The following is a 19,501-nucleotide window of genomic DNA, read 5'->3' as shown; positions in this document are numbered from 1 at the left end:
ATTGATAGAAAACGGCATTGCTATGCAATTATCATATGCGGAATTGTATTATTATTGCAGACGTTTAAGTCGGTATAACAACTGCTTGATACCTTCCTGGTATTCATCAATGATAGACTGTGTAAATTGTTCGGAGAACAAATCACGTTTAGCTTCTACAACAGTATAAAATCCTTCAATATAGGCAATGGCTTCTTTAGGTTTCCGGGTTTCCGGGATCGTCATATCCATATCACCTTTAGTGGCCATGGTGGTTTCTACAAGTCGGTCTAATATTTTTCGGAGGTCATGCTCTGCCTGATCTAAAGCGATATGTGCCGCATAACTACCTTTTCCCTGTGCATCCCAATGCAGTAGCTTCAGGCTGCTGTTAAATGAGAACATGATCCCTAAAAACTCTCCGGTGGAAATCTCTGTAGACTTCTTTACTTCCTTAACAGTGTGTGTACTCATAAAATAGGTTTTAACTGTGAACGTAAAGTATAATGCAATTGTTCGTTTTCCTGTTGTAACAACAGTCTGTGGCGAACTCCGTCATTACTGTGTTTCTAAATCGTTGCGCTGGCTGTACAAAATGCGTCATCAGATACACATTCTATCCAGCTGACATTGCTTCGATACTGCTGATAACCTTTATTAACAGCAGGTTCTGACTATTAAATTCACAATTTCAGGGCCATCTTATAAAAACAATAATTATCCATTATGTATACAAAAATTTACTGGCTACATCAGCTGGAAAACAAGGCCCGGTTGGGCATCAGCGCCAGGCCTCGCGGCGGCGAATGGCTGGCAGCGGAAATCACACAGTTCAAACGCCTGCACATAGGGTTTATCATCGTATTATGGAAAAAAGAGAAAATTATGGATCTGGGCCTCCACCAATAGGAAAATCTTCGTCTCGGCAACGGTATCGCATATACGCTTATCCCTATACCCGACAGCATGATACAGCAAAACAAATAAAATGGTTGGCAGATAGAGAAAGGCAGTAACAACTACAGCTGACTGGCAGGCCTTTCAGCACAGTAAGCATCCCCAAAGGCGCACAGCGCCTCAATTGCAGGTATCAGCTTCTTGCCTAGCGCTGTAAGTTTATATTCTACTCTCGGTGGCGTTTCTGCATAGATTTTTCTTTCTATAATACCATCCCGCTCAAGCTCACGTAGCTGTAATGTCAGCGTGGCCTGGGTGATGTCTTGCATTTTTTTCTTCAGCTCTCCGAAACGCAAGGGACATTCTTTACGAATACTGTTCAGCAGTTGCAATTTCCATTTGCCACCTATTATTTTCAGGGCATTTGTCATAGGACAGTTATTTCCTTCAAACACCTCATTTTCAACTCTCTGTAAATCAATAATAGTATCTTTTTTCATACCAGGTATCTTTCCTTGAACTACTTGATAAAGCGATTACGCAGCTCCAACTTTGCGTCCTATAAAGGTACAGAAATGTTGAAAGCATCGTATATGACTCAAAGAAATTCAGCCTGGCTCTCGCTGATAATCGTTTCCACCGCCGTTTTTTTGTCGGTGATTGATATCTTCATCGTTAATGTAGCATTGCCTTCTATCAAAACAGGATTACATGCTTCTGACGCGGATTTACAACTGATCATTGCCTTATACTTGCTGGGGCATGCCATATTTTTGATAACAGCCGGCCGCCTGGGTGACTTCTACGGACGCAAACGCATGTTCATCCTGGGTATGTTGATATTCGTGATAACTTCCTGCTGCTGCGGGTTTGCTAGTACTCCCCTGCAGATGAACATCTCGCGTTTTCTACAAGGCACTGGTGCAGCGCTGATGCTGCCGCAAAGTATCACTTACATACAGCTACTTTTTCCGGACCATCAGCAAAGGATTAAAGCGCTGGGCATCTATGGCAGCATTGCCGGCACCGCCTCGGTGATAGGACAATTGCTCGGAGGCATACTACCAGATGTACATACGATAGTAGAAGGCTGGCGGCTGATCTTCCTCATTAACCTGCCTATAGGCATTATCGCGGTTATTGCCGCCTGGAGGATGTTGCCCGAAACCAGTAGTGTGCAAAATAAAAAATTCGACTGGACCGGTGTTTTCATACTCACCATTACATTATGTTTCCTGATTTTCCCGTTAGTTTATGGTCGGGAATTGGGATGGCCCACCTGGACAATACTTTTGCTCGCAGCGGGTATAGCATTGCTTTATGGATTCGTTAAACAGCAACAAAGGAAAGCAACAAGCGCGCTGATAGATATGCAGCTATTCCGTTTCAAGGACTTCAATATTGGTTTACTGGCTGTATTATTTTACTTCATGGTGCAGGATTCATATTTTCTTATCAATGCCATATTGCTGCAAACAGGCCTTGGATATACCTCTTCAGCCGCAGGCATTTTGTTTGCATTCCAGGGAATTGGTTATGTAGTCGCATCCGTGTTATCTATCCGGCTGGTGCCAGTATATGGAAAACGTGTGTTGCAGACAGGCATTGGCATTATGGTGGTTAGTCTGGCTGCACATATCCTTTTTTTCTCGCTGAACATCAACTCCATGCCCTTACTCACTATCATCCTGTTTGCATATGGCACTGGCTGTGGGTCTGTGTTGCCATCTTTGCTTACCATGGCGCTAAAGAGCATTCCTACAGGCTTTGCCGGCACTGCATCAGGTGTATTTACTACGTTACAGCAAACAGCGATAGCTTTAGGCGTCTGTATCTCTGGTGGAATATTTTTCTATATCATCCAGCAAACGGGTTATATATCTGCCTATCAGGTGGCCACCAGTGTGAATATCGGGCTATTGTTGCTAACAGGGTATTGTTTATACAGATTACCAGAAGCGTAATTTTTTATCTGAGAGATAGAAATTTTGATAGCCCTTACGAGTGCTGTACTTTTGCAGCACGATGTACACCAAAGAGGAAGTATCAAAACAGAAGCAGGCTTTCTGGACAGCCTTCGGTAAATATATGAAGCCGATTTTATCAGCAGATGGTAATATCGTCAGCTGGTCTAATTATAAAACAGGCATACCTGGTATGTATTTCAAAATAGATGTAGATAATAAAAACGCATCTGTGGCGATTGTCATTACCCAGCAGGACATGGACTTACACCGCAAGTTTTATGAACTGCTAACCATGCAGCGTAGCATTTTACAGGAGTCGCTGGGAGAAGATGACTGGCAGTGGCAATCAGAAATCACCGATGATTATGGCAAAACCATTAGCACTATTAGTAAAAGCATGCCGAATGTTTCTGTAATGAAAGATGCAGACTGGCCAGCAATCATCTCTTTTTTTAAACCGAGGATGATAGGGTTGGATGAGTTCTGGAGTATGGCTAAGTATGGATTTGAAGCGATTTTATAACCAGGTTTTTAAACGGAATTTACCCGCCGCCTAAGGCCGTGGGTAAATTCCAGAACATACGTTGATCAGCGGCGAGACTTTCCTGTACGAAGTTTAATATTCACATAAATTACGTGTTGATTGATTAATGGCAAAGCCCTGTTTATATAGAGATAACCAGTTTCCAAAGCCATCATTTCATCGAGCTTAATACTAACGCCAGCGCCTAAACGATTTTGTTCAAACAGGGCGCCAGCATTAAGATTAGCCATTACCTCATCATATAGCAGCACCCGCGTTTGTGGCGATAGCTGATATTCTAATCCAAATTTTTGTCTTGCCCTTATAACGTCCTGCTGGGCGCTGAAGTTGCGGTATTCTAATCCCGTCCTGGATTGCATTGCCAACTTAGGTGTCAGCGGGACTTTCTGGTCAACTGCAATTGTGGTTCTCCACTCCTGCTGGGGAGATTTAAGTATATCCTTTTCTGTTAGTATTACAGGATATATTTTGTAGTATGCGATAGGACTAACGGCAATCAATGTATGTGCATGCAGCTGGTAGTTTAGCCATGGGCGGAAGGAATAAAGCAGCGGCCTGTTTACCGGACCGCTGTTCTCCATTCCTTGTGTCCTGTATTGCCATTCCGCTACGCCATTGAGCTTTGGTGCCAGTGGTGTTTCCACTGACAGCCGCAGCCAGCTGTTGCTTTGCGACTGTCCCATCGCTATTATAAACAGTAGCAGCAGCAACGCTGTAAGTCCTAAATGCTTCATTGCCTTCTCTACTTCACTAGTTCCAGAAAAATAATATAGCAGCCCATCACCAGTACGAACCAGCCGAAACCCTTTTGCAGCGGGGCGCTGCTAATCTTTCGGCCCAGGCGCCCACCAAGGAGTATACCGAGTATAGCCATGGCCGTTATTCCAAGCAACAAGGTCCAATCTAACGTATGCCCAGGGGCATCCGCGAGAAAGCCGATCAATGAGTTGAGGGTAATGATCAGCAAAGAGGTGCCTACGGCCTTTTTCATGGGAAGATGCTGCACAAATACAAGTGCGGGTATCAGTAGAAATCCGCCACCAGCGCCAAGTAAGCCAGTGATAAATCCTATCAGGGCGGCGTTCATCACCAGCTGAATGTTTATTCCTTTATGCTGATGGGTCGATGCCGGTGTTTCAATAGCTCCCTGTTTCTTTCTTATCATAGATATGGCCGCCAGCAGCATCAATACCGCCAGCAATAACATGGTGGCTATTGATTTGGTGACTGCAAAACCTCCTAGAGTAAAGAGTTCCATCGGTATCAGCGGCAATAGCAACCGACGGGTGATGACCACTATCAGTACAGAAACCGCCGCATACATCAACGACATTTTTACATCCAGCTGGCCGCGCTTATATGCCCCAATAACGCCTGTCAGGCTGGTGGTACCTACCACCATAAGACTATAAAGCGTGGCCTGTTCCGTTTCGAGGCCAAATAAATACACCAACACCGGCACTGTCAGGATAGAGCCTCCCCCGCCTATCAAACCGAGAGAAAGCCCTATCAGTATTGCTGCCATATATCCTATTATCTCCATTTATCCTTTGTTTATGCAAAGGTCTACCCTTTGAAAGGGCTGGTCGGCTACATTTGTCACATAAGGAAAAATTTATCTGTAAAAAAAGACCTGATCAGACTCATAGGCAGAAAAAACACCTAAAATTTGCCTAATAGTAGAAATAATATCTTAATGATATTTGCATTATAGATTCATTTTCTATAATTTTGGCGGGATAAAAGAACAAAAGACCACCATTTAGATCCTAATCAGCATGAAATCTGATCTTAGACGTAAAATATCAGAAAGAAACACTGGCATAGTACTTTACAGCCTTACTCCTCCGAAAATCACTACTGCTGAGGAAAGAGTATTGACGATAGCGCATAATCAGATGGAAAACCTGAAGCGACTGGACATTGATGGTCTGATCCTGTATGATATCCAGGATGAATCTACGCGCACAGAAAAGGAAAGGACATTTTCCTTTATTCCTACCATTGCGCCGGAGCAGTATGGTTATAATTTCCTTGCTGACCTGCCAGTACCTAAGATTATCTATAAAAGTATTGCCAACCAAACCAGGGAAAGCTTTGGCAATTGGTTGGAGCAGAATGACCATCTGGAGCTGGCGGTATTTGTAGGGGCATCCTCACATCAACAAATTGAGGCTACCAACTTTAGTCTTACAGATGCCTACGAGCTTCATAAGGCTGCTTCTTCCAATATCTTATTAGGCGGTATTACAATACCAGAGCGTCATAGCAAGAAAGGCGATGAACACCTGCGTATACAGCATAAAATCAATAATGGCTGCGGCTTTTTCGTATCACAATGTGTATATAATCTGAACGATACCAAGAATCTGCTATCAGACTACTATTACAATGCTACCGAAAACGGTACGGAGATGGCGCCGCTCATCTTCACGCTGGCGCCTTGTGGTTCCCTTAAAACATTACAGTTCATGGAATGGCTGGGAATTGAAGTACCTAAATGGTTGTACAACGACCTGAAAAACGCCAGAGATATCCTCACTACTTCCGTCTATACTGCTACCAATATAGCTGCGGAAATACTGAACTATGCACATGCTAAAAATATCCCGGTAGGATTTAACATAGAAAGCATCTCTAACAAAAAAGAAGAGATCAACGCAGCGCATGAACTGTTGAATTATGTGCTGGATATGACCAAATCCCTGCGCAACAAAACGCCGCTGGGCGCTAGTCAGGCTACTCCCGTACAGGTTTATTAATCATTTATAATATTTAACAGGCCGGCTGACAATCATGTTGGGCATTGCTTATTGCTGCTCCACTGACTGGTCATCCGGCCTGTAATAATTATATTTAACCTGAAATTTGCCAGCTGACAGCCTGTTAATGCCGATCCCAAAATAATTTTGAACGACCGATCTTAAAGTACTACTTTCCCGCCATGAATGAGGGCATCTTTTTACATAGCACCAGCTTGCTGGATGACACTTTTTTTGAGAATACAGTGATTTACCTCACTGAGCATAATGAAAAAGGAGCCATGGGGTTTGTTGTCAACCAACCCTTTCCAAGAAAAATTAATGAACTGAAAGAATTCAGCCAGAGCATTGCATTTCCTCTGTACATCGGTGGACCTGTAGACCAGGAGCATATCTATTTTATTCATTCGCGCCCTGACCTGATCAGTGGCAGCGATCATATCAAGGATAATATCTACCTTGGCGGCGACTTCAAATCTGCGATCCAGCATATAAATGGCCGGGAGCTTACCGAAAAAGACATCAAAATATTTATCGGTTACTGTGGCTGGGATGATCAAGACCTCGAAGAAGAAATCAACGAAGGTAGCTGGGAAATTGAAACTGCCGGCACCCCGTTTCAACAGCTTACCTGATTACCTCCAATACCCAGGGAATAACATCATCGGCAGCAGCAATACTCCAGGAATGAGGATGCCTGCTGCCATCCAGGCGATAGCCCTTCTGGAAAGCATTTACAAAAACAGCCTGAGTATTGCCTATGCTATGCAGGTAATTGATCATGGCTGATTGCGGCAAAGCATTCATTCCATACAGATCACAATTCCTGTTATCCAGCCACCAGTTTACATCCACATCGTTGTAAATACGCACCGGCATTTTGGCCAGGTATTTTGCATTGCCACCATCTTTCTCTTTATAAGAATAAGTAGAAAAATATAGATATGGCGACGGCTTTTCAGTAGGTGAGCCGCCGAAATATTTTCTGAATTCATTGAGGCCGTAGGTAGGTTCTACTTTATTTGAACTTTTTTCCAGCGCCACTTCAAAGTTATGATACATAATTTCCAGATCTGTGGGGCCATCCACGCTGTAAACACCAGCCGGATGCACCGTAGTTCTTGTACTGTCCTGTACAGACAATTCACCATATCTCAAGGCAAAGAGTCCGCCCATAGAGAACCCGCCAATGATAAATTTATTCTCTGGAATATGATACTGTGCAACAGCATGGTGGAATGTGGTGTTGAGAAAACCCAGCACTTCTTCGTTTAGGGATAAACGTTGGTTTATCGTGGGCGCGATAACAGCGATGCCATTTTCATAGGCTTGTTGCACGAGTGCTTTATTGCTGCTAAGCGTATATTCGGCCCTATCCCAGGTACCAGGCAATAGCACGATGGCTGCGCGCGGCTTTTCAGGCACAAGGGCATAATAAAACAATTCAGTTTTACCACGGTCATTTACATACAGATTACTGGTATCTGTTGTTGAAATAAGATGTTTATGCAGATGTTCCCTGTATTTGAGGTCCAGGTTAAGAATTTCTCCATCCTGGAAATTACCAACGAGGCGCCTGGTAGAATCAGCAAAGATGATTTTGCCTTCGCCATTCATTATGCCATCGCTAAACTCGCCTAACATGCGCATACCATTGCCGAATACAAACTCACCATGGCCATTGGGGTAGCCGTTGCGCATCTCTCCGGTATATTTCAATACAGGCTTACTGTCTATAAGGTAATCGGCGCTGCCCTGGCCAGTTGCATAACCATTTTTAGCGGCGCCGTTCCAATTTACTGTCAGGTCATTTTTCGGGAAGAAGAAGGTAGCCCATACCATGCATTTGCCTTTGCTGTCTTTGATCAGATCATCAGCAGATTGTGCAAATAACGTGGACGCATATACGACGAAAAACAGCGTCAGTAATTTTTTCATATTGGGTGGTTGAAACATGGATTTTTGTCGACGTATATTCGTTGAAGATGTCCATCTTTCTAAATTAGTACTTTTGATATTCGGGTTTTTACAGGAGAGATAATTTAACAAATTTTTTTGCCGGAAGATGATTAATAGAACCTAAAGTCTGAATAAAATTCAGCAACGGATACCTGTATGAAGTGGAAAAGTTTTGTAACTTACTACTTCTCAATTAAAATATCCATTCCATGTCCGGAAAGAAAATCATTTGTCTTGTAACTGGTGCCAGCAGCGGCATTGGCAATGCCATTGCCAGCTACCTCCAGCAGCAGCCAGGTACCGTAGTAATCGCAACTGCCCGTCGTAAGGAACGACTGGAAGAATTGCAGGCGCCCAATACGACCATCATACCAGGAGATATTACAGCGCCAGCGTTTCAAGACAATTTGATTTCGTATATCTGGGAACGTTATGGTTATTGCGATTATCTTTTTAATTGTGCAGGAAATATAGAAACAGGAACGATTGAAGAGATCGATATAGATAAGGTAACTGCTATGCTGCGCCTGAATATAGAGGCAACATTCCGGCTTACCTATGCCATGCTGAAAAAATTCAAGCAACAGGAATATGGACATATCGTCAATTTATCCAGTGTACTGGGCACTAAAGTGCGGGCTACCGCCGGTGCCTATGCCGCCACCAAATATGCTATAGAAGCACTTTCCGAAGCCCTGCGCATGGAACTCACCAACTCTAAAATCAAAATCACCTGCATAGAACCTGGTCTGGTGATGACAGAACTTCATCATAACTGGGAAGTACATCCGAAAGAGAGTATGAACATCCCCCATCCTCTTACCACCGCAGATATCGTGGAAGTGATAAAGTTTATCATGGCGCAACCCGAACATGTGAACATACCCAAGCTGATGATATTACCGAAAGGACATAATATCTAATACCACATCTGCATTAACAAATAAATCAATACTACCTATAAACCCTTACCATGAGTACACCACAATTTGCTGCAGCATTGAATAAGCTGAAAGATGCCGGCATTTCCATGAAACCAGTTCATACCGAAGCTGCCTTGTTTGAACAATGGGATTTTATGATGGGACAGAATGACGACCCTACCGCCATTCTCTATATTGCATTAGGACAAAGAGCCGACAATCCACCCTATGGCTTCTATTCAGACCATTGCTGGCAATGCGATTTTGAATCAATGGAAGGTCCTGGCTCCTATTTCAGGATATTTGATAATATCATGCGAATCGCAAATGGAGATATAACATTCCAGGATATTGATGATTACTGTAATGAAGAGGAAGATGGTGAAGCCTGGGTATCTTTTACTTTTGAAGGGGAAAAATACCGTTGGGACCTGGAAGTAGATAATGACTGGATAGATCCGCTCATTTTTATAAAAATCCAGGACATCTTCGCAAAGCATCAAAAAAAAGGCCGACTAGTAGCTTTTCCTGAAGGACAAAGCATGGTGTTTAGCTATCTCACACCAGAAGAATATCTTCTCATGAAAGCTAAACTTGAGCTACGTTTGCATATCGTATAATCACTTGAATGAGGCGCGGAATTCCAAAGGAGATAATCCTGTCCTGGCTTTGAACAGCCTGCTGAAAGATTGCGGATGTTCAAAGCCAAGCTCATACGCTATTTCACTAACAGACAAAGAAGTGGTGGAGATTTTCTCCTTAGCCTTTTCAATCATCTTATCCTGGATATGCTGCTGGGTATTTCTGCCAGTCATTAACTTGAGTACCGCGCTTAGATAATTTGGTGAAAGATTCAGCTGGGCAGAAATTTCCTTTACGCCAGGAAGTCCGTACTGCGTAAGTTGTTCACCGCTAAAATACTTATCCAGTATATCTTCCAGGCTATCGAGTATACGATGATTGGCAATCTTACGGGTAAGAAATTGCCTGTTATAAAATCGGTCTGCATAATTCAATAGCACTTCCAGCTGCGCGATGATAATATCCTGGCTGAATTTATCAATGTTGGTTCGGTATTCCTGTTGTATGTTTTCCATGATGCCGATGATGATGTTTTCTTCCTTGTCGGAAAGGAATAGTGCCTCATGCACAGCATAATCAAAATATTCATACTTGCGGATATGTTTTGCCAAAGGCGTATTCCAGAGAAAATCTGGATGAATGCACAGCATCCATCCAGATACTCGCGGCGCCTCTGCGGCATGCTCCGCTTCTTCTACGCCAAATACTTGTCCTGGTGACATAAAAAACATCACGCCTTCATTAAAATCATATTGTTGTTGTCCATATCTGAATTTGACATTAAAATTTCTTTTCAGAGCAATGGTATAAAAGTCGAATACAACGTTCACTGGCCCATCTGCTGCATCTGTATTTGATCCATTTAACTGGATCACGCTGATGAGCGGATGTTCTGGTTTAGGGAACCCGTGGAGTTCGTGAAACTCACTGATGGTTTTGATATGTAGTGGCAGCGACTTTTTCATACTCAAAGCTATTAACTATTTACGAAGGCTTTTGCAAAGTCTTTGGCGAAATCTTTCATTTTAATGGCTCCCAGCTGTGCGGGGCGGTGTTGTTCGTAATCTTCATATATTACCGCTCTGTTGGATTGGCTGTACATTTCTGTCATCCCTTTGGCTAGTTCGGGCTGTAGTCCTGCGGCGAGGAGTCCGTTGAGCATGGCTTCATCCGTTATCCTGATCCATTTCAAGTCGGGGATGCCCACGGCTTTACCAAGTAAGGAGGCGGTTTCATTGCAGGAGAGTTCATCGCTTACAACATAACGTACGTAGTGGTTTGTAGCCGACGGGGTTGCTATCACTTCCGCAATGGCAGCCGCGATGTCTGCTGGTGCTACCCATGCTGCGATATCATCCTCTCCATAGTTGGCGGCAATGAGGCCTTGATTTTTGATCATGTGGATATATCCGTAGAGGTTATAATAGAAGCCGGTAGGGCGCATAAAGGAAACGTTTATATCCTGGGGCAGTTCACGGAGAATGGATTCTGCAATATGATGGTAGCGAAGTAAGCCGATACGCGTATCCCTATGGGCGCCAATACTGCTGAGATGTATCACACGCTTAACGCCCGCATTTAGTATCGCTTGTTTATAATTGTTTACGACTTCACGCACACGGCCTTCCAGGTCCAGCGTTTGATCAGTATAGTTTTCCGGTGGCAGCATAGTATAAACGAGATCAGCGCCGGTAAAGGAGGCGGTAAGGAAGACAGCATCATCGACAGAGCCAATGGTAGCACCAGCACCTAGAGCCTGAATGGCAGTTTCTCTGTCTGCGTTACTACTGATAACAGTTACGGCGTGGCCTTTGTCTACAAGGATAGATGTCAATGGTTTACCTATATGTCCAATAGATCCTGTTAATACGATCTTCATACAATTCGCAATTTATCTTGTTAAAAATATTAGGGGATCAATCTACCTGATTATCTCCCTGTAATGACATAACAAAATTGCGGCATTAAGGATTCGGAGGAGGCACAGAATCTACGGAAGATGTAACAAAATCTATGATTTAGTGAATTGCTATACGTCGGCACATAATATGTTTTACTATATTTAATTAGCGGTGGCAAGTCACCCTTTATCCTATTTTAACCTTGTACTATGATCCTTTTAAAAAGAAACAACTCCATCTGGAGTCGTCTTGTAGCCCTACTACGCTCCCTGCCAGGCATTCGTAAGAGAAAGCCGATGGCTAACGAACATAACGTACCATTCTTTCTGCGCACTCCTGCAATTATAGCATTCTGGGAAAGAATAAAATCTGGAACAAGCCTCCCATTACTGATTCATCCGAAATTTGAAATATTGGTACCAAGACCAGGATTTTATACCTGGAAAGATATATGGCTTCTGTCTGAGCAGGAAGGATACGCCCTGGAAGAAAAAGGAAAAGTATTCAGAACGTTTGATGGCGGAAAATCATGGGAGCAGGATATCTCCGGAATAGTATTTAAAAAAGATAAATCTTCCTCCAATGCCAGTACATTACAAAGTGCCCCAAAAGAAACTGCATCATTCGAGACTACCACAAATGCACCAATGATTACCCTGGCAAACGAGCGTGGAGAAAATTGGAAGTTAATGAAAGGGCTTAGCAACTATGGCTTGTTTGGCATTGTATCAATAGGAAACTCGCTGGTAATAACAGATGATTATGGAAATGTATTTCTCAGCAAGGATCAAGGACGATCTTTTGTACAGACCAAGGAAGGAATAGGCATGAAAACTGAGCGCAACAGTTATCCGAAGTTAAAACGCGTGAACGACATGCTGTATTATTTCAGCGAAGTGGAAGGTATTGCTGTTAGCAATGATGGAGGTAAAAAATGGGAAGAGCCTTACCTGCTGCCAGAAGCGATATGGTCCGAAATCAGTGATCTTGAAATAACAGCAGATGGGAGTGCATTCTTTATAATGGGTCAGAGCATTTACCAGGCTTTGGGTGATTTCTCGCACTTCCATTCTATATACGATTATGACTGGCAAATATGGAAAATCGGTGCTGCAAATGGAAACCTTGTAGTAACAGCGGAAGGAGGCACCTTACTAATTTCTCCAGATAATGGTAAAACATGGCAGGAAACCAGGATTGAATACAAGCATATGCTTACTGAGCTTAAACATCATAATGGGGTTACTGTTATTAATACCGACGGTGATTGTTTATATTATTCAACAGATTTGATCACTTTTAATAAAATAATATTTAATGGTGCGATGCAATCCACTGAAAGTACTGTATACAAAAATTATATTCTGTTTGATATCAGTCCCTATAACCCTGCATTAACTGGTGAATTAGGTGTTTATAATATGGATACCAGAGAACTCTTTAGTGGCGCATTTGACATGGGCGATCGTAAACTTAGCATATCCTACCTACATGAAAACTATGCCACCAGCGCATATGGCGCTATACTAAAATTCAATCCTGAGCTTATAACTATTCCTCATGTCGTTCCAGTGTGGGATGACATTCTAGATTAAGGCTTAAAAAAAGGTGATTAACAAAACCTCCTTTAACATTCCATGAACTATAAATGTTATAAGGAATACTAACAACTTTTCACCTTAAATTTTATTGTATGCCTTACTCACCATTACTGATCAAACCTTTCAAAGAAGAACTCACTGACTTTGGGGTCAAAGAACTGCTCACCCCAGAAGACGTAGACAAGGCCATGGACCAAAATGGCACCACAATGGTAATTATTAACAGCGTTTGTGGTTGCGCAGCTGGTATGGCGCGCCCTGCTATCAGAAAAATCATGGAAGATGATAGTATCAAAAAGCCGGACAGAGTTCTTACTGTATTTGCAGGACAAGACCTTGAGGCAACTGCCCGGTTCAGGAATTATATTGCCGACATTCCCCCTTCTTCTCCTAGTATCGCATTATTTAAAGATAAAGAATTAGTATACTTCATTCCTAAGCACCGTATCGAATCACGTGATGCGAATTCCATCGCCAATGATCTGACAGGCGTTTTTGAAGAATACCTCGCAGACTAACACTATAAACCACCCGGAATTGACAATATCCCGGGTGGTTGTACACTCCCTGAAAGAATCTGCCGCCAACCAGATATCAGTCTTCATAAAACTCCTCTTCTGTTAACCTACCCTGCAAAAGTGTTAATGAATGTTAATACTTCTTGGGACGCTCTGGTGAAAGGTTTACATTTGAGTATGGACAAAATTATCAGACGCATATGGTGGATAGTGATCCCCACTGCGCTGGGAGTACTTGCTTTTCAATTATACTGGCTGCAAACCATGTATGTAAGCCAAGAAAAGACCTTCCGGCAAGTGACCACCGATGCCCTGCAAAAAGCCTACGACCTTACCATGGTGTCCTCGGTAAAACAGCTCAGTCCAAATAACCGGACAGACACCAGCAGTAAAATGCGCTTTACCAGCAGTATACGTATCTCTGAAGGTGATAAAAAAGCCTTCGACTCATTGATGCATGCCAGTCGCAATCAACCCGGTATTAAAATCTTTTCCAAATATTCCGGGGCTACGGTCAGAGACGACAGCGACGCCTACATAGAAAAGGAAATACAAACCGATTCCGGCGGCCCTGACCTTACCAGACTACTTGCAGATGTATTCACGCTGTCCAACCTCGTGGAAACCGACACCATAAAACTAGCTGCTAACTATAAAAAAGAACTACTAACACGACAGATCACTATCCCTTTCCATGTAAAGCTGCTGCCACAGGAAAAACAAGCTGCCAGCATTCCTGGCGTTATCACGCTGCCATTGGTCAAACAAGGCAAACCCCTCATGATAGTAGCCACTTTCGATGATATCAACCATCTCCTGCTGTTGAAGATACTCTGGCCTATCGTCCTTTCCTTCTTGCTGGTAGTACTGATCATCGGCTGCATCTGGACACTCTGGCGTATTATCATGCGCCAGAAAAAACTGGAAGAGATGAAAAATGATTTTATCAGCAATATCACCCATGAGCTGAAAACACCGGTAGCTATATTACGGGCCACCAACGAAGCTCTCCTCTCATTTGGTGGTATGAATGATGCGGAAAAAACAGAAAGGTACCTACGACTCGGACAAGATGAAATCCATAAGCTGCAAGGCCTCGTGGATAATATTATGTCACTTACCAAGCTAGAACACGGCAGCGATGACATTACCACCACCATGGAGGTCATCTCCCTGAAAGCATTGCTGGAAGAGACGATGCAACGTTTTACTGACCTGCCTGGCGTGACTATTCATTTGGATATGCAAACACGTACTGATGCCTGCTATACCTCGCCGGCAGCCTTAAAAACAATTTTCGCCAACCTGCTCGATAATGCAATAAAATATACCATCTCCCTAGAAAAAAATATATTAATAACAGTGCGGGAAGATGATCAACATTATATCTTCAGCATAACAGACAATGGTATTGGAATAGAAAAAAAATACCTGCCTTATATCTTCGATAAATTCTACCGCGTACCACATGGTAATATACACGAGGTGAAGGGCCATGGACTTGGACTTAGCCAGGTGAAGCAATTAGTAGAAAAACTAAACGGCTCCATCAGCGCAGAAAGTACACCTTCAAGAGGCACCGCATTCACTATTCAATTAAACAAATTATGACACAACCCATACGATTATTGTTGATTGAAGACGAGGAAATCCTCGCCGGCGTTGTCGCTGAAACACTGGAGATGAAAGGCTTTCAGGTCCTCAAGGCATATAACGGCGTACAGGGGTTACAGTTATATCGAGAACAACATCCCGATGTATGTGTGGTAGATGTAATGATGCCCAAAAAAGATGGCATCACCCTGGTTCAGGAAATTCGTGCAATAGATAGCAACATCCCGCTTCTTTTCCTTACCGCCAAAGGCGAAACACAAGACGTGATCAAAGGCTTCCATGCCGGTGCAGATGACTACATCAAAAAGCCTTTCAGCATGGAAGAGCTGATACTACGCATACACGCTCTTCTCAAAAGGACGATGGCGATTCAGGCGCCCGCTGCAGACAGCACCCATATACGCATCAGCGAATTTATCTTCGATTTTGAACGACAACTGCTGCATCACGGCGATACCACCCAACGCCTCTCCCTCCGGGAAGCGGAAATACTCAAAAAGCTTACGGACAACCCCAACAACATCACCGCCCGTAAAACCTTACTGTTGGACCTTTGGGGCGATGACAGCTTCTTCAACTCCCGTAACCTCGATGTATACATTACGCGCCTACGAAAATACCTGCAACCTGATCCTGCTATTCAAATCATCAACATCCGCGGCCGGGGATATAAACTAATCGTATAGCCCTAAAATTTTAACACTCATTAAGGTTATATAAATACTCATTAACCCGCTTCTGAAATGCAGCGCCCTAGCTTTGTTGCAGACAAATGCAAACAGCTATGACCGCATTGCGACCCGCAATATTTCTTCTTTGCTGCTTCCTGCCCATCACCGGAAAAGCACAATCCATCTTCAAGATATCCCTGTACGATGCCAGCAGTAAACGTCCGCTTCAAGGCGCTGCCATTAACCTTCGCGCTGTCACTGATACCAGTATTTTTTTCTCTACTATCAGCGATAAACAAGGAAAAGCTACCATCACCGCTATTCCTAAAGGAAGTTATCTATTACAGCTGCACAGTCTCGGCTATCAGGACATACAACAGATGATACAGATCCCTGGCCACCTGCCTGATTCGATCTTCCTCACGCCAGGCATGACGTTGAAAGAAGTGACTATTAAAGATAACCTTCCGCCCGTACGCATGAAAGGGGACACCATAGAATATAACGCCGAAAAATTCAAGACAAAAGATAACGCTGTTGTGGAAGACCTACTACGCAAGCTTCCAGGGGTAAACGTAGAGCGCGACGGTACCATCAAGGCGCAGGGCAAAGAAGTACAACGCATACTCGTAGATGGCAAAGAATTCTTTGGCAGCGATCCTTCCATAGCCACACGCAACCTTCCTGCTGATATGATCGATAAAGTACAGGTGCTGGATAAACAAAGCGACATGGCGGAGTTCACCGGCGTAGCTGATGGCGAACAGATCAAAACCATTAACCTCGTCACTAAAAAGAACCGTAAGCGCGGTTTCTTCGGAAATGCCAGCGCCGGCGCCGGCACCAACGGCCGCTACGAAGGCGGGTTCAATGTCAACAGCTTTACCAACGACATGCAGTTATCGGCTTTAGGCAAAGGTAATAATGTCAATAAATCTGGTTTCAGTAGCGTAGAACTATTGAAGCTAGTCATGCAGGATAAAGAGATGCTCAAAAACCTGCCCCCTGCTGCTTTATCAGAGCTCTCCCGCATGAAAGGCGTACGCATCGAAGGCAACGCCGGCGCCATCGCAGAACTGGCACGCCCTGCAGGACTTACAGATACCAAATATGGAGGACTGAATTTTAATAATGACTGGGATAACTTTAAGTTTCGTAGCAGCTATTTTTTTAATGATAACCATACACGTAATAGTTACGACTATGCTCGTCAGTACCGCCTTCCTGATACATCCTATAATTATTTACAGGCTGGAAACACAGCAGCAGCTAATACGAATCATCGTATAGACCTCAGCGGCGACGTCAAATTCAATCCCCGCACCAGTCTTAAGATCACGCCGCAAATAAACCTTAACAACAACAGCAATCAGCAAGACCGCAACTTTCAGTCTTATACCGCTAAAAGCCAAACGTTGCTGAATAACGGCGCACAAACCACCAATAGCAATACCCACCAGCAGCTGATAACCTCAGGAATATTGTTGCGTCATCGTCTTTCAAAGCCAGGCCGCACCTTCTTACTAGATGCGAAGCCAGGCTATTTTAGCAATACCGGCGAAAGCTATAATAAATCAACCAGCAATTTCTTTAACCTTCCTGGAGGTACACAACAGCAGGTGATTGACCAGAAGCGTGAAGATAAAGCAGCTGTTTATAGCTTGAATACAAATATCGTATATACGGAACCGTTAGCACGTGGATTGAGTCTGCAAGCGGGACAACAATTCTATTACAGTCAGGGACACTACAACCGGCTGGTATTTGATCGTGCGTCAGACGATCACTACAACCAACCCGATGCCTTACTCAGCGATAAATACAATGCCAATACCAATCAATATACCAGCAAACTATCGCTGGCAGGAAATCATAAGCGATTGCTATATACCGTTGGTGCAGGATGGCAACAGAATAATATCAAGGGCAACTCCGATTTCAAAGGCTATCACGTGGCTGCCAGCTACAAAGCCCTGCTACCCGAAGCTTATGCAGAATGGAAGCCCAGTAAATATGCTAAAGTAAGTTTCCGTTATAAGATGGAGACTACTGCCCCTACAGTGGCGGATTTACAGCCACTTGAAGACAACAGTGACCCGCTCTACATCAGGCAAGGAAATCCATTTCTCGACCAGAAAAAAATGCAACGCATAAATTTTTCTTACAACAATTTTAAGCTTAATGGTCGTGGATTTTATGCTAATGCAGATATTATTTATTACAACAAAGACATTACCGACAGCAGCAGTATCAATAGCAACGATGGGAAACAGCGCATCACCCCTGTCAATGTAAATGGCAATTTCAATTTCTCTATATCTGCGGGTAGGACGATCAATTTTGGCAACAATGGATCTTCTTTTTCTGCTGGCCTCAGTACCGCCTATTCGCGCAATACTACTTTTACTAACAGCTTCGCCAATGTCAACCGCACCATTTCTATCACCCCTGATATGCGAGTGAATTATTACCTGGGCGATCATGTGAACATAGGAGCCAAAGGCAGTGCTGCCTGGAATAAGCGGACTTTTTCCGGCACACCGATGTTGCCAGAAAATAACTGGTTGCTACTGTATGGTGTCGAGGGAATTGCCACTTTGCCAGCAGATATCACATTGGAGGCCAACACAGATGGCTTCAGCACCCTGGGTATGGCGCCAGGTTTCAACAATACTATATTACTATTGAACGCGGCACTGACCAAAACAATCAACAAATCCTTTTCTATACGCGCAGAAGCCTGCGACCTGCTCAATCGCAATAGTAATATCAATCGTATTAACGGCAACGGCTATATCGAAGACAGAAGAAACAATGCGCTGGGCAGGTATTTTCTGTTAAGCGCGGTGTATAAGTTCAGACATTTTCCTACATCCAAAAAATAAATAATGCATATGAAAAAGTTGATCCTACTGCTGGCAATTGCCGGCATCACCACTACTAGCTGCCTGGCGCAGTCGCCGGACAAATCTCAAGGCTATATCAGCTACGATGTTACCGTCAACATACATGCTTCTATGAAGCCCGACCAGCTTAAGTTTAAAGACCTTGTGCCCGAGAAGGTAACTAACAAGGAAACCTTGTATTTCAATGGCGCTAAAGCAAAACTCGCCAGGAAAGACCAAGACGAAACTACTACGGATGAAGGCGCAAAAATAAAAATCGTGACCAATGAAGGCCAGGTTGCAGTGTATACAGATGCTGCCACCGGGCAGTCGTGGTCACTATATGAAGAAGATGGTAAACAGTCGCTGGCCGAGTTATACAAAGAGGAAAACCCTACGACAAAAGCCGGTGGTAAAACTAAACAGATCCTGGGTTTTTCCTGCTATGAGGTTAATACCAAAAGTAAAGAAGGTGATAATATGACCTTATGGGTAACGGATGCCTTCCCGATAAATGCCGGCCCACTGGGATTATGGCCTGAGAAGGGTGTAGTACTGGGTGTAGATAGTAAAAAGGTAAGTATCCAGGCTACTGCTATTAACTATGCACCGGTAAGCGTAGCAGATGTAAGCATTCCTCCAGGCATGCCTGTGAAGTTTGCGAAGAAATAACAAGAACGACTATACTATAAACAAAA

General features: G+C 43.5%; 20 protein-coding genes. 13 read left to right on the top strand and 7 right to left on the bottom strand.

All coding sequences use genetic code 11. The features are described from left to right. Nucleotides 1-51: 51 nt before the first annotated feature. Nucleotides 52-453 (bottom strand): DUF5856 family protein, encoded by a 402-nt coding sequence (locus ACE38W_RS06735; RefSeq protein WP_375829639.1) that lies wholly within the window; start codon nucleotides 451-453, stop codon nucleotides 52-54. Between the two features lie 252 nt (nucleotides 454-705). Between ACE38W_RS06735 and ACE38W_RS06730 the strand changes: the two genes are divergently transcribed. Then, nucleotides 706-888 carry a hypothetical protein gene (locus ACE38W_RS06730; protein WP_375829638.1) on the top strand — a complete coding sequence of 61 codons (183 nt, stop codon included), beginning with the start codon at nucleotides 706-708 and terminating at the stop codon, nucleotides 886-888. A gap of 110 nt (nucleotides 889-998) precedes the next feature. Here the strand turns inward: ACE38W_RS06730 and ACE38W_RS06725 are convergent, their stop codons facing one another. After that, nucleotides 999-1,376, bottom strand: coding sequence for a winged helix-turn-helix transcriptional regulator (locus ACE38W_RS06725; protein ID WP_375829637.1), 378 nt, complete (start codon nucleotides 1,374-1,376; stop codon nucleotides 999-1,001). A gap of 93 nt (nucleotides 1,377-1,469) precedes the next feature. Here ACE38W_RS06725 and ACE38W_RS06720 point away from each other — a divergent pair, with 93 nt between their 5' ends. Together ACE38W_RS06720 and ACE38W_RS06715 are read left to right on the top strand one after the other, a co-directional pair. Further along, nucleotides 1,470-2,840, top strand: coding sequence for an MFS transporter (locus ACE38W_RS06720; protein WP_375829636.1), 1,371 nt, complete (start codon nucleotides 1,470-1,472; stop codon nucleotides 2,838-2,840). A gap of 61 nt (nucleotides 2,841-2,901) precedes the next feature. Continuing rightward, the gene (locus ACE38W_RS06715; protein ID WP_375829635.1) at nucleotides 2,902-3,366 is read left to right on the top strand and encodes a DUF4268 domain-containing protein; all 465 of its coding nucleotides are present in this window, start codon (nucleotides 2,902-2,904) and stop codon (nucleotides 3,364-3,366) included. A 65-nt stretch (nucleotides 3,367-3,431) separates the two neighbouring features. Here the strand turns inward: ACE38W_RS06715 and ACE38W_RS06710 are convergent, their stop codons facing one another. Then, nucleotides 3,432-4,121, bottom strand: a complete 690-nt coding sequence (locus tag ACE38W_RS06710) for a DUF2490 domain-containing protein (protein WP_375829634.1) — start codon at nucleotides 4,119-4,121, stop codon at nucleotides 3,432-3,434. An 8-nt stretch (nucleotides 4,122-4,129) separates the two neighbouring features. Further along, complete coding sequence (locus tag ACE38W_RS06705; protein WP_375829633.1) at nucleotides 4,130-4,930, bottom strand: sulfite exporter TauE/SafE family protein; 801 nt, start codon at nucleotides 4,928-4,930, stop codon at nucleotides 4,130-4,132. 235 nt (nucleotides 4,931-5,165) lie between these two features. Here ACE38W_RS06705 and ACE38W_RS06700 point away from each other — a divergent pair, with 235 nt between their 5' ends. Together ACE38W_RS06700 and ACE38W_RS06695 are read left to right on the top strand one after the other, a co-directional pair. Beyond that, entirely contained in the window at nucleotides 5,166-6,149 is a 984-nt protein-coding gene (locus ACE38W_RS06700) for a methylenetetrahydrofolate reductase (RefSeq protein ID WP_375829632.1), read from the top strand. A gap of 182 nt (nucleotides 6,150-6,331) precedes the next feature. Continuing rightward, nucleotides 6,332-6,784 carry a YqgE/AlgH family protein gene (locus ACE38W_RS06695; RefSeq protein WP_375829631.1) on the top strand — a complete coding sequence of 151 codons (453 nt, stop codon included), beginning with the start codon at nucleotides 6,332-6,334 and terminating at the stop codon, nucleotides 6,782-6,784. Here ACE38W_RS06695 and ACE38W_RS06690 read toward each other — a convergent pair. Beyond that, nucleotides 6,777-8,087, bottom strand: a complete 1,311-nt coding sequence (locus ACE38W_RS06690) for a hypothetical protein (protein ID WP_375829630.1) — start codon at nucleotides 8,085-8,087, stop codon at nucleotides 6,777-6,779. The genes ACE38W_RS06695 and ACE38W_RS06690 overlap by 8 nt on opposite strands. A gap of 230 nt (nucleotides 8,088-8,317) precedes the next feature. On the opposite strand from ACE38W_RS06690, the gene ACE38W_RS06685 reads away from it, so the two are divergent. Together ACE38W_RS06685 and ACE38W_RS06680 are read left to right on the top strand one after the other, a co-directional pair. Further along, entirely contained in the window at nucleotides 8,318-9,031 is a 714-nt protein-coding gene (locus tag ACE38W_RS06685) for an SDR family oxidoreductase (protein ID WP_375829629.1), read from the top strand. 50 nt (nucleotides 9,032-9,081) lie between these two features. Continuing rightward, on the top strand, nucleotides 9,082-9,651 hold the full coding sequence (locus ACE38W_RS06680) for a hypothetical protein (protein ID WP_375829628.1): 570 nt from the start codon (nucleotides 9,082-9,084) through the stop codon (nucleotides 9,649-9,651). On the opposite strand, the gene ACE38W_RS06675 is transcribed toward ACE38W_RS06680, so the two are convergent. After that, nucleotides 9,652-10,578 carry a helix-turn-helix domain-containing protein gene (locus ACE38W_RS06675; RefSeq protein WP_375829627.1) on the bottom strand — a complete coding sequence of 309 codons (927 nt, stop codon included), beginning with the start codon at nucleotides 10,576-10,578 and terminating at the stop codon, nucleotides 9,652-9,654. 11 nt (nucleotides 10,579-10,589) lie between these two features. After that, nucleotides 10,590-11,492: an NmrA family NAD(P)-binding protein gene (locus ACE38W_RS06670; RefSeq protein WP_375829626.1), complete on the bottom strand. Its 903-nt coding sequence runs from the start codon at nucleotides 11,490-11,492 to the stop codon at nucleotides 10,590-10,592. Nucleotides 11,493-11,723: 231 nt separating this feature from the next. Between ACE38W_RS06670 and ACE38W_RS06665 the strand changes: the two genes are divergently transcribed. The 6 genes from ACE38W_RS06665 (at nucleotide 11,724) to ACE38W_RS06640 (ending at nucleotide 19,475) form a co-directional block, all read left to right on the top strand. Further along, entirely contained in the window at nucleotides 11,724-13,109 is a 1,386-nt protein-coding gene (locus ACE38W_RS06665) for a hypothetical protein (protein WP_375829625.1), read from the top strand. A gap of 98 nt (nucleotides 13,110-13,207) precedes the next feature. After that, the gene (locus tag ACE38W_RS06660; protein ID WP_375829624.1) at nucleotides 13,208-13,633 is read left to right on the top strand and encodes a BrxA/BrxB family bacilliredoxin; all 426 of its coding nucleotides are present in this window, start codon (nucleotides 13,208-13,210) and stop codon (nucleotides 13,631-13,633) included. Between the two features lie 177 nt (nucleotides 13,634-13,810). Further along, nucleotides 13,811-15,244: a sensor histidine kinase gene (locus ACE38W_RS06655; RefSeq protein ID WP_375829623.1), complete on the top strand. Its 1,434-nt coding sequence runs from the start codon at nucleotides 13,811-13,813 to the stop codon at nucleotides 15,242-15,244. Then, the gene (locus tag ACE38W_RS06650; RefSeq protein ID WP_375829622.1) at nucleotides 15,241-15,933 is read left to right on the top strand and encodes a response regulator transcription factor; all 693 of its coding nucleotides are present in this window, start codon (nucleotides 15,241-15,243) and stop codon (nucleotides 15,931-15,933) included. The genes ACE38W_RS06655 and ACE38W_RS06650 overlap by 4 nt, the downstream gene beginning before the upstream one ends. A 98-nt stretch (nucleotides 15,934-16,031) precedes the next feature. Next, nucleotides 16,032-18,803 carry an outer membrane beta-barrel protein gene (locus ACE38W_RS06645; RefSeq protein WP_375829621.1) on the top strand — a complete coding sequence of 924 codons (2,772 nt, stop codon included), beginning with the start codon at nucleotides 16,032-16,034 and terminating at the stop codon, nucleotides 18,801-18,803. Between the two features lie 9 nt (nucleotides 18,804-18,812). Then, nucleotides 18,813-19,475, top strand: a complete 663-nt coding sequence (locus ACE38W_RS06640) for a DUF4412 domain-containing protein (protein ID WP_375829620.1) — start codon at nucleotides 18,813-18,815, stop codon at nucleotides 19,473-19,475. Nucleotides 19,476-19,501: the final 26 nt, after the last annotated feature.

Source organism: Chitinophaga sp. Hz27 (assembly GCF_042263525.1).
Classification (GTDB): domain Bacteria; phylum Bacteroidota; class Bacteroidia; order Chitinophagales; family Chitinophagaceae; genus Chitinophaga.
Note: the sequence above shows the minus strand (reverse complement) of the source record. Positions and strands in the feature narration are given on the sequence as shown.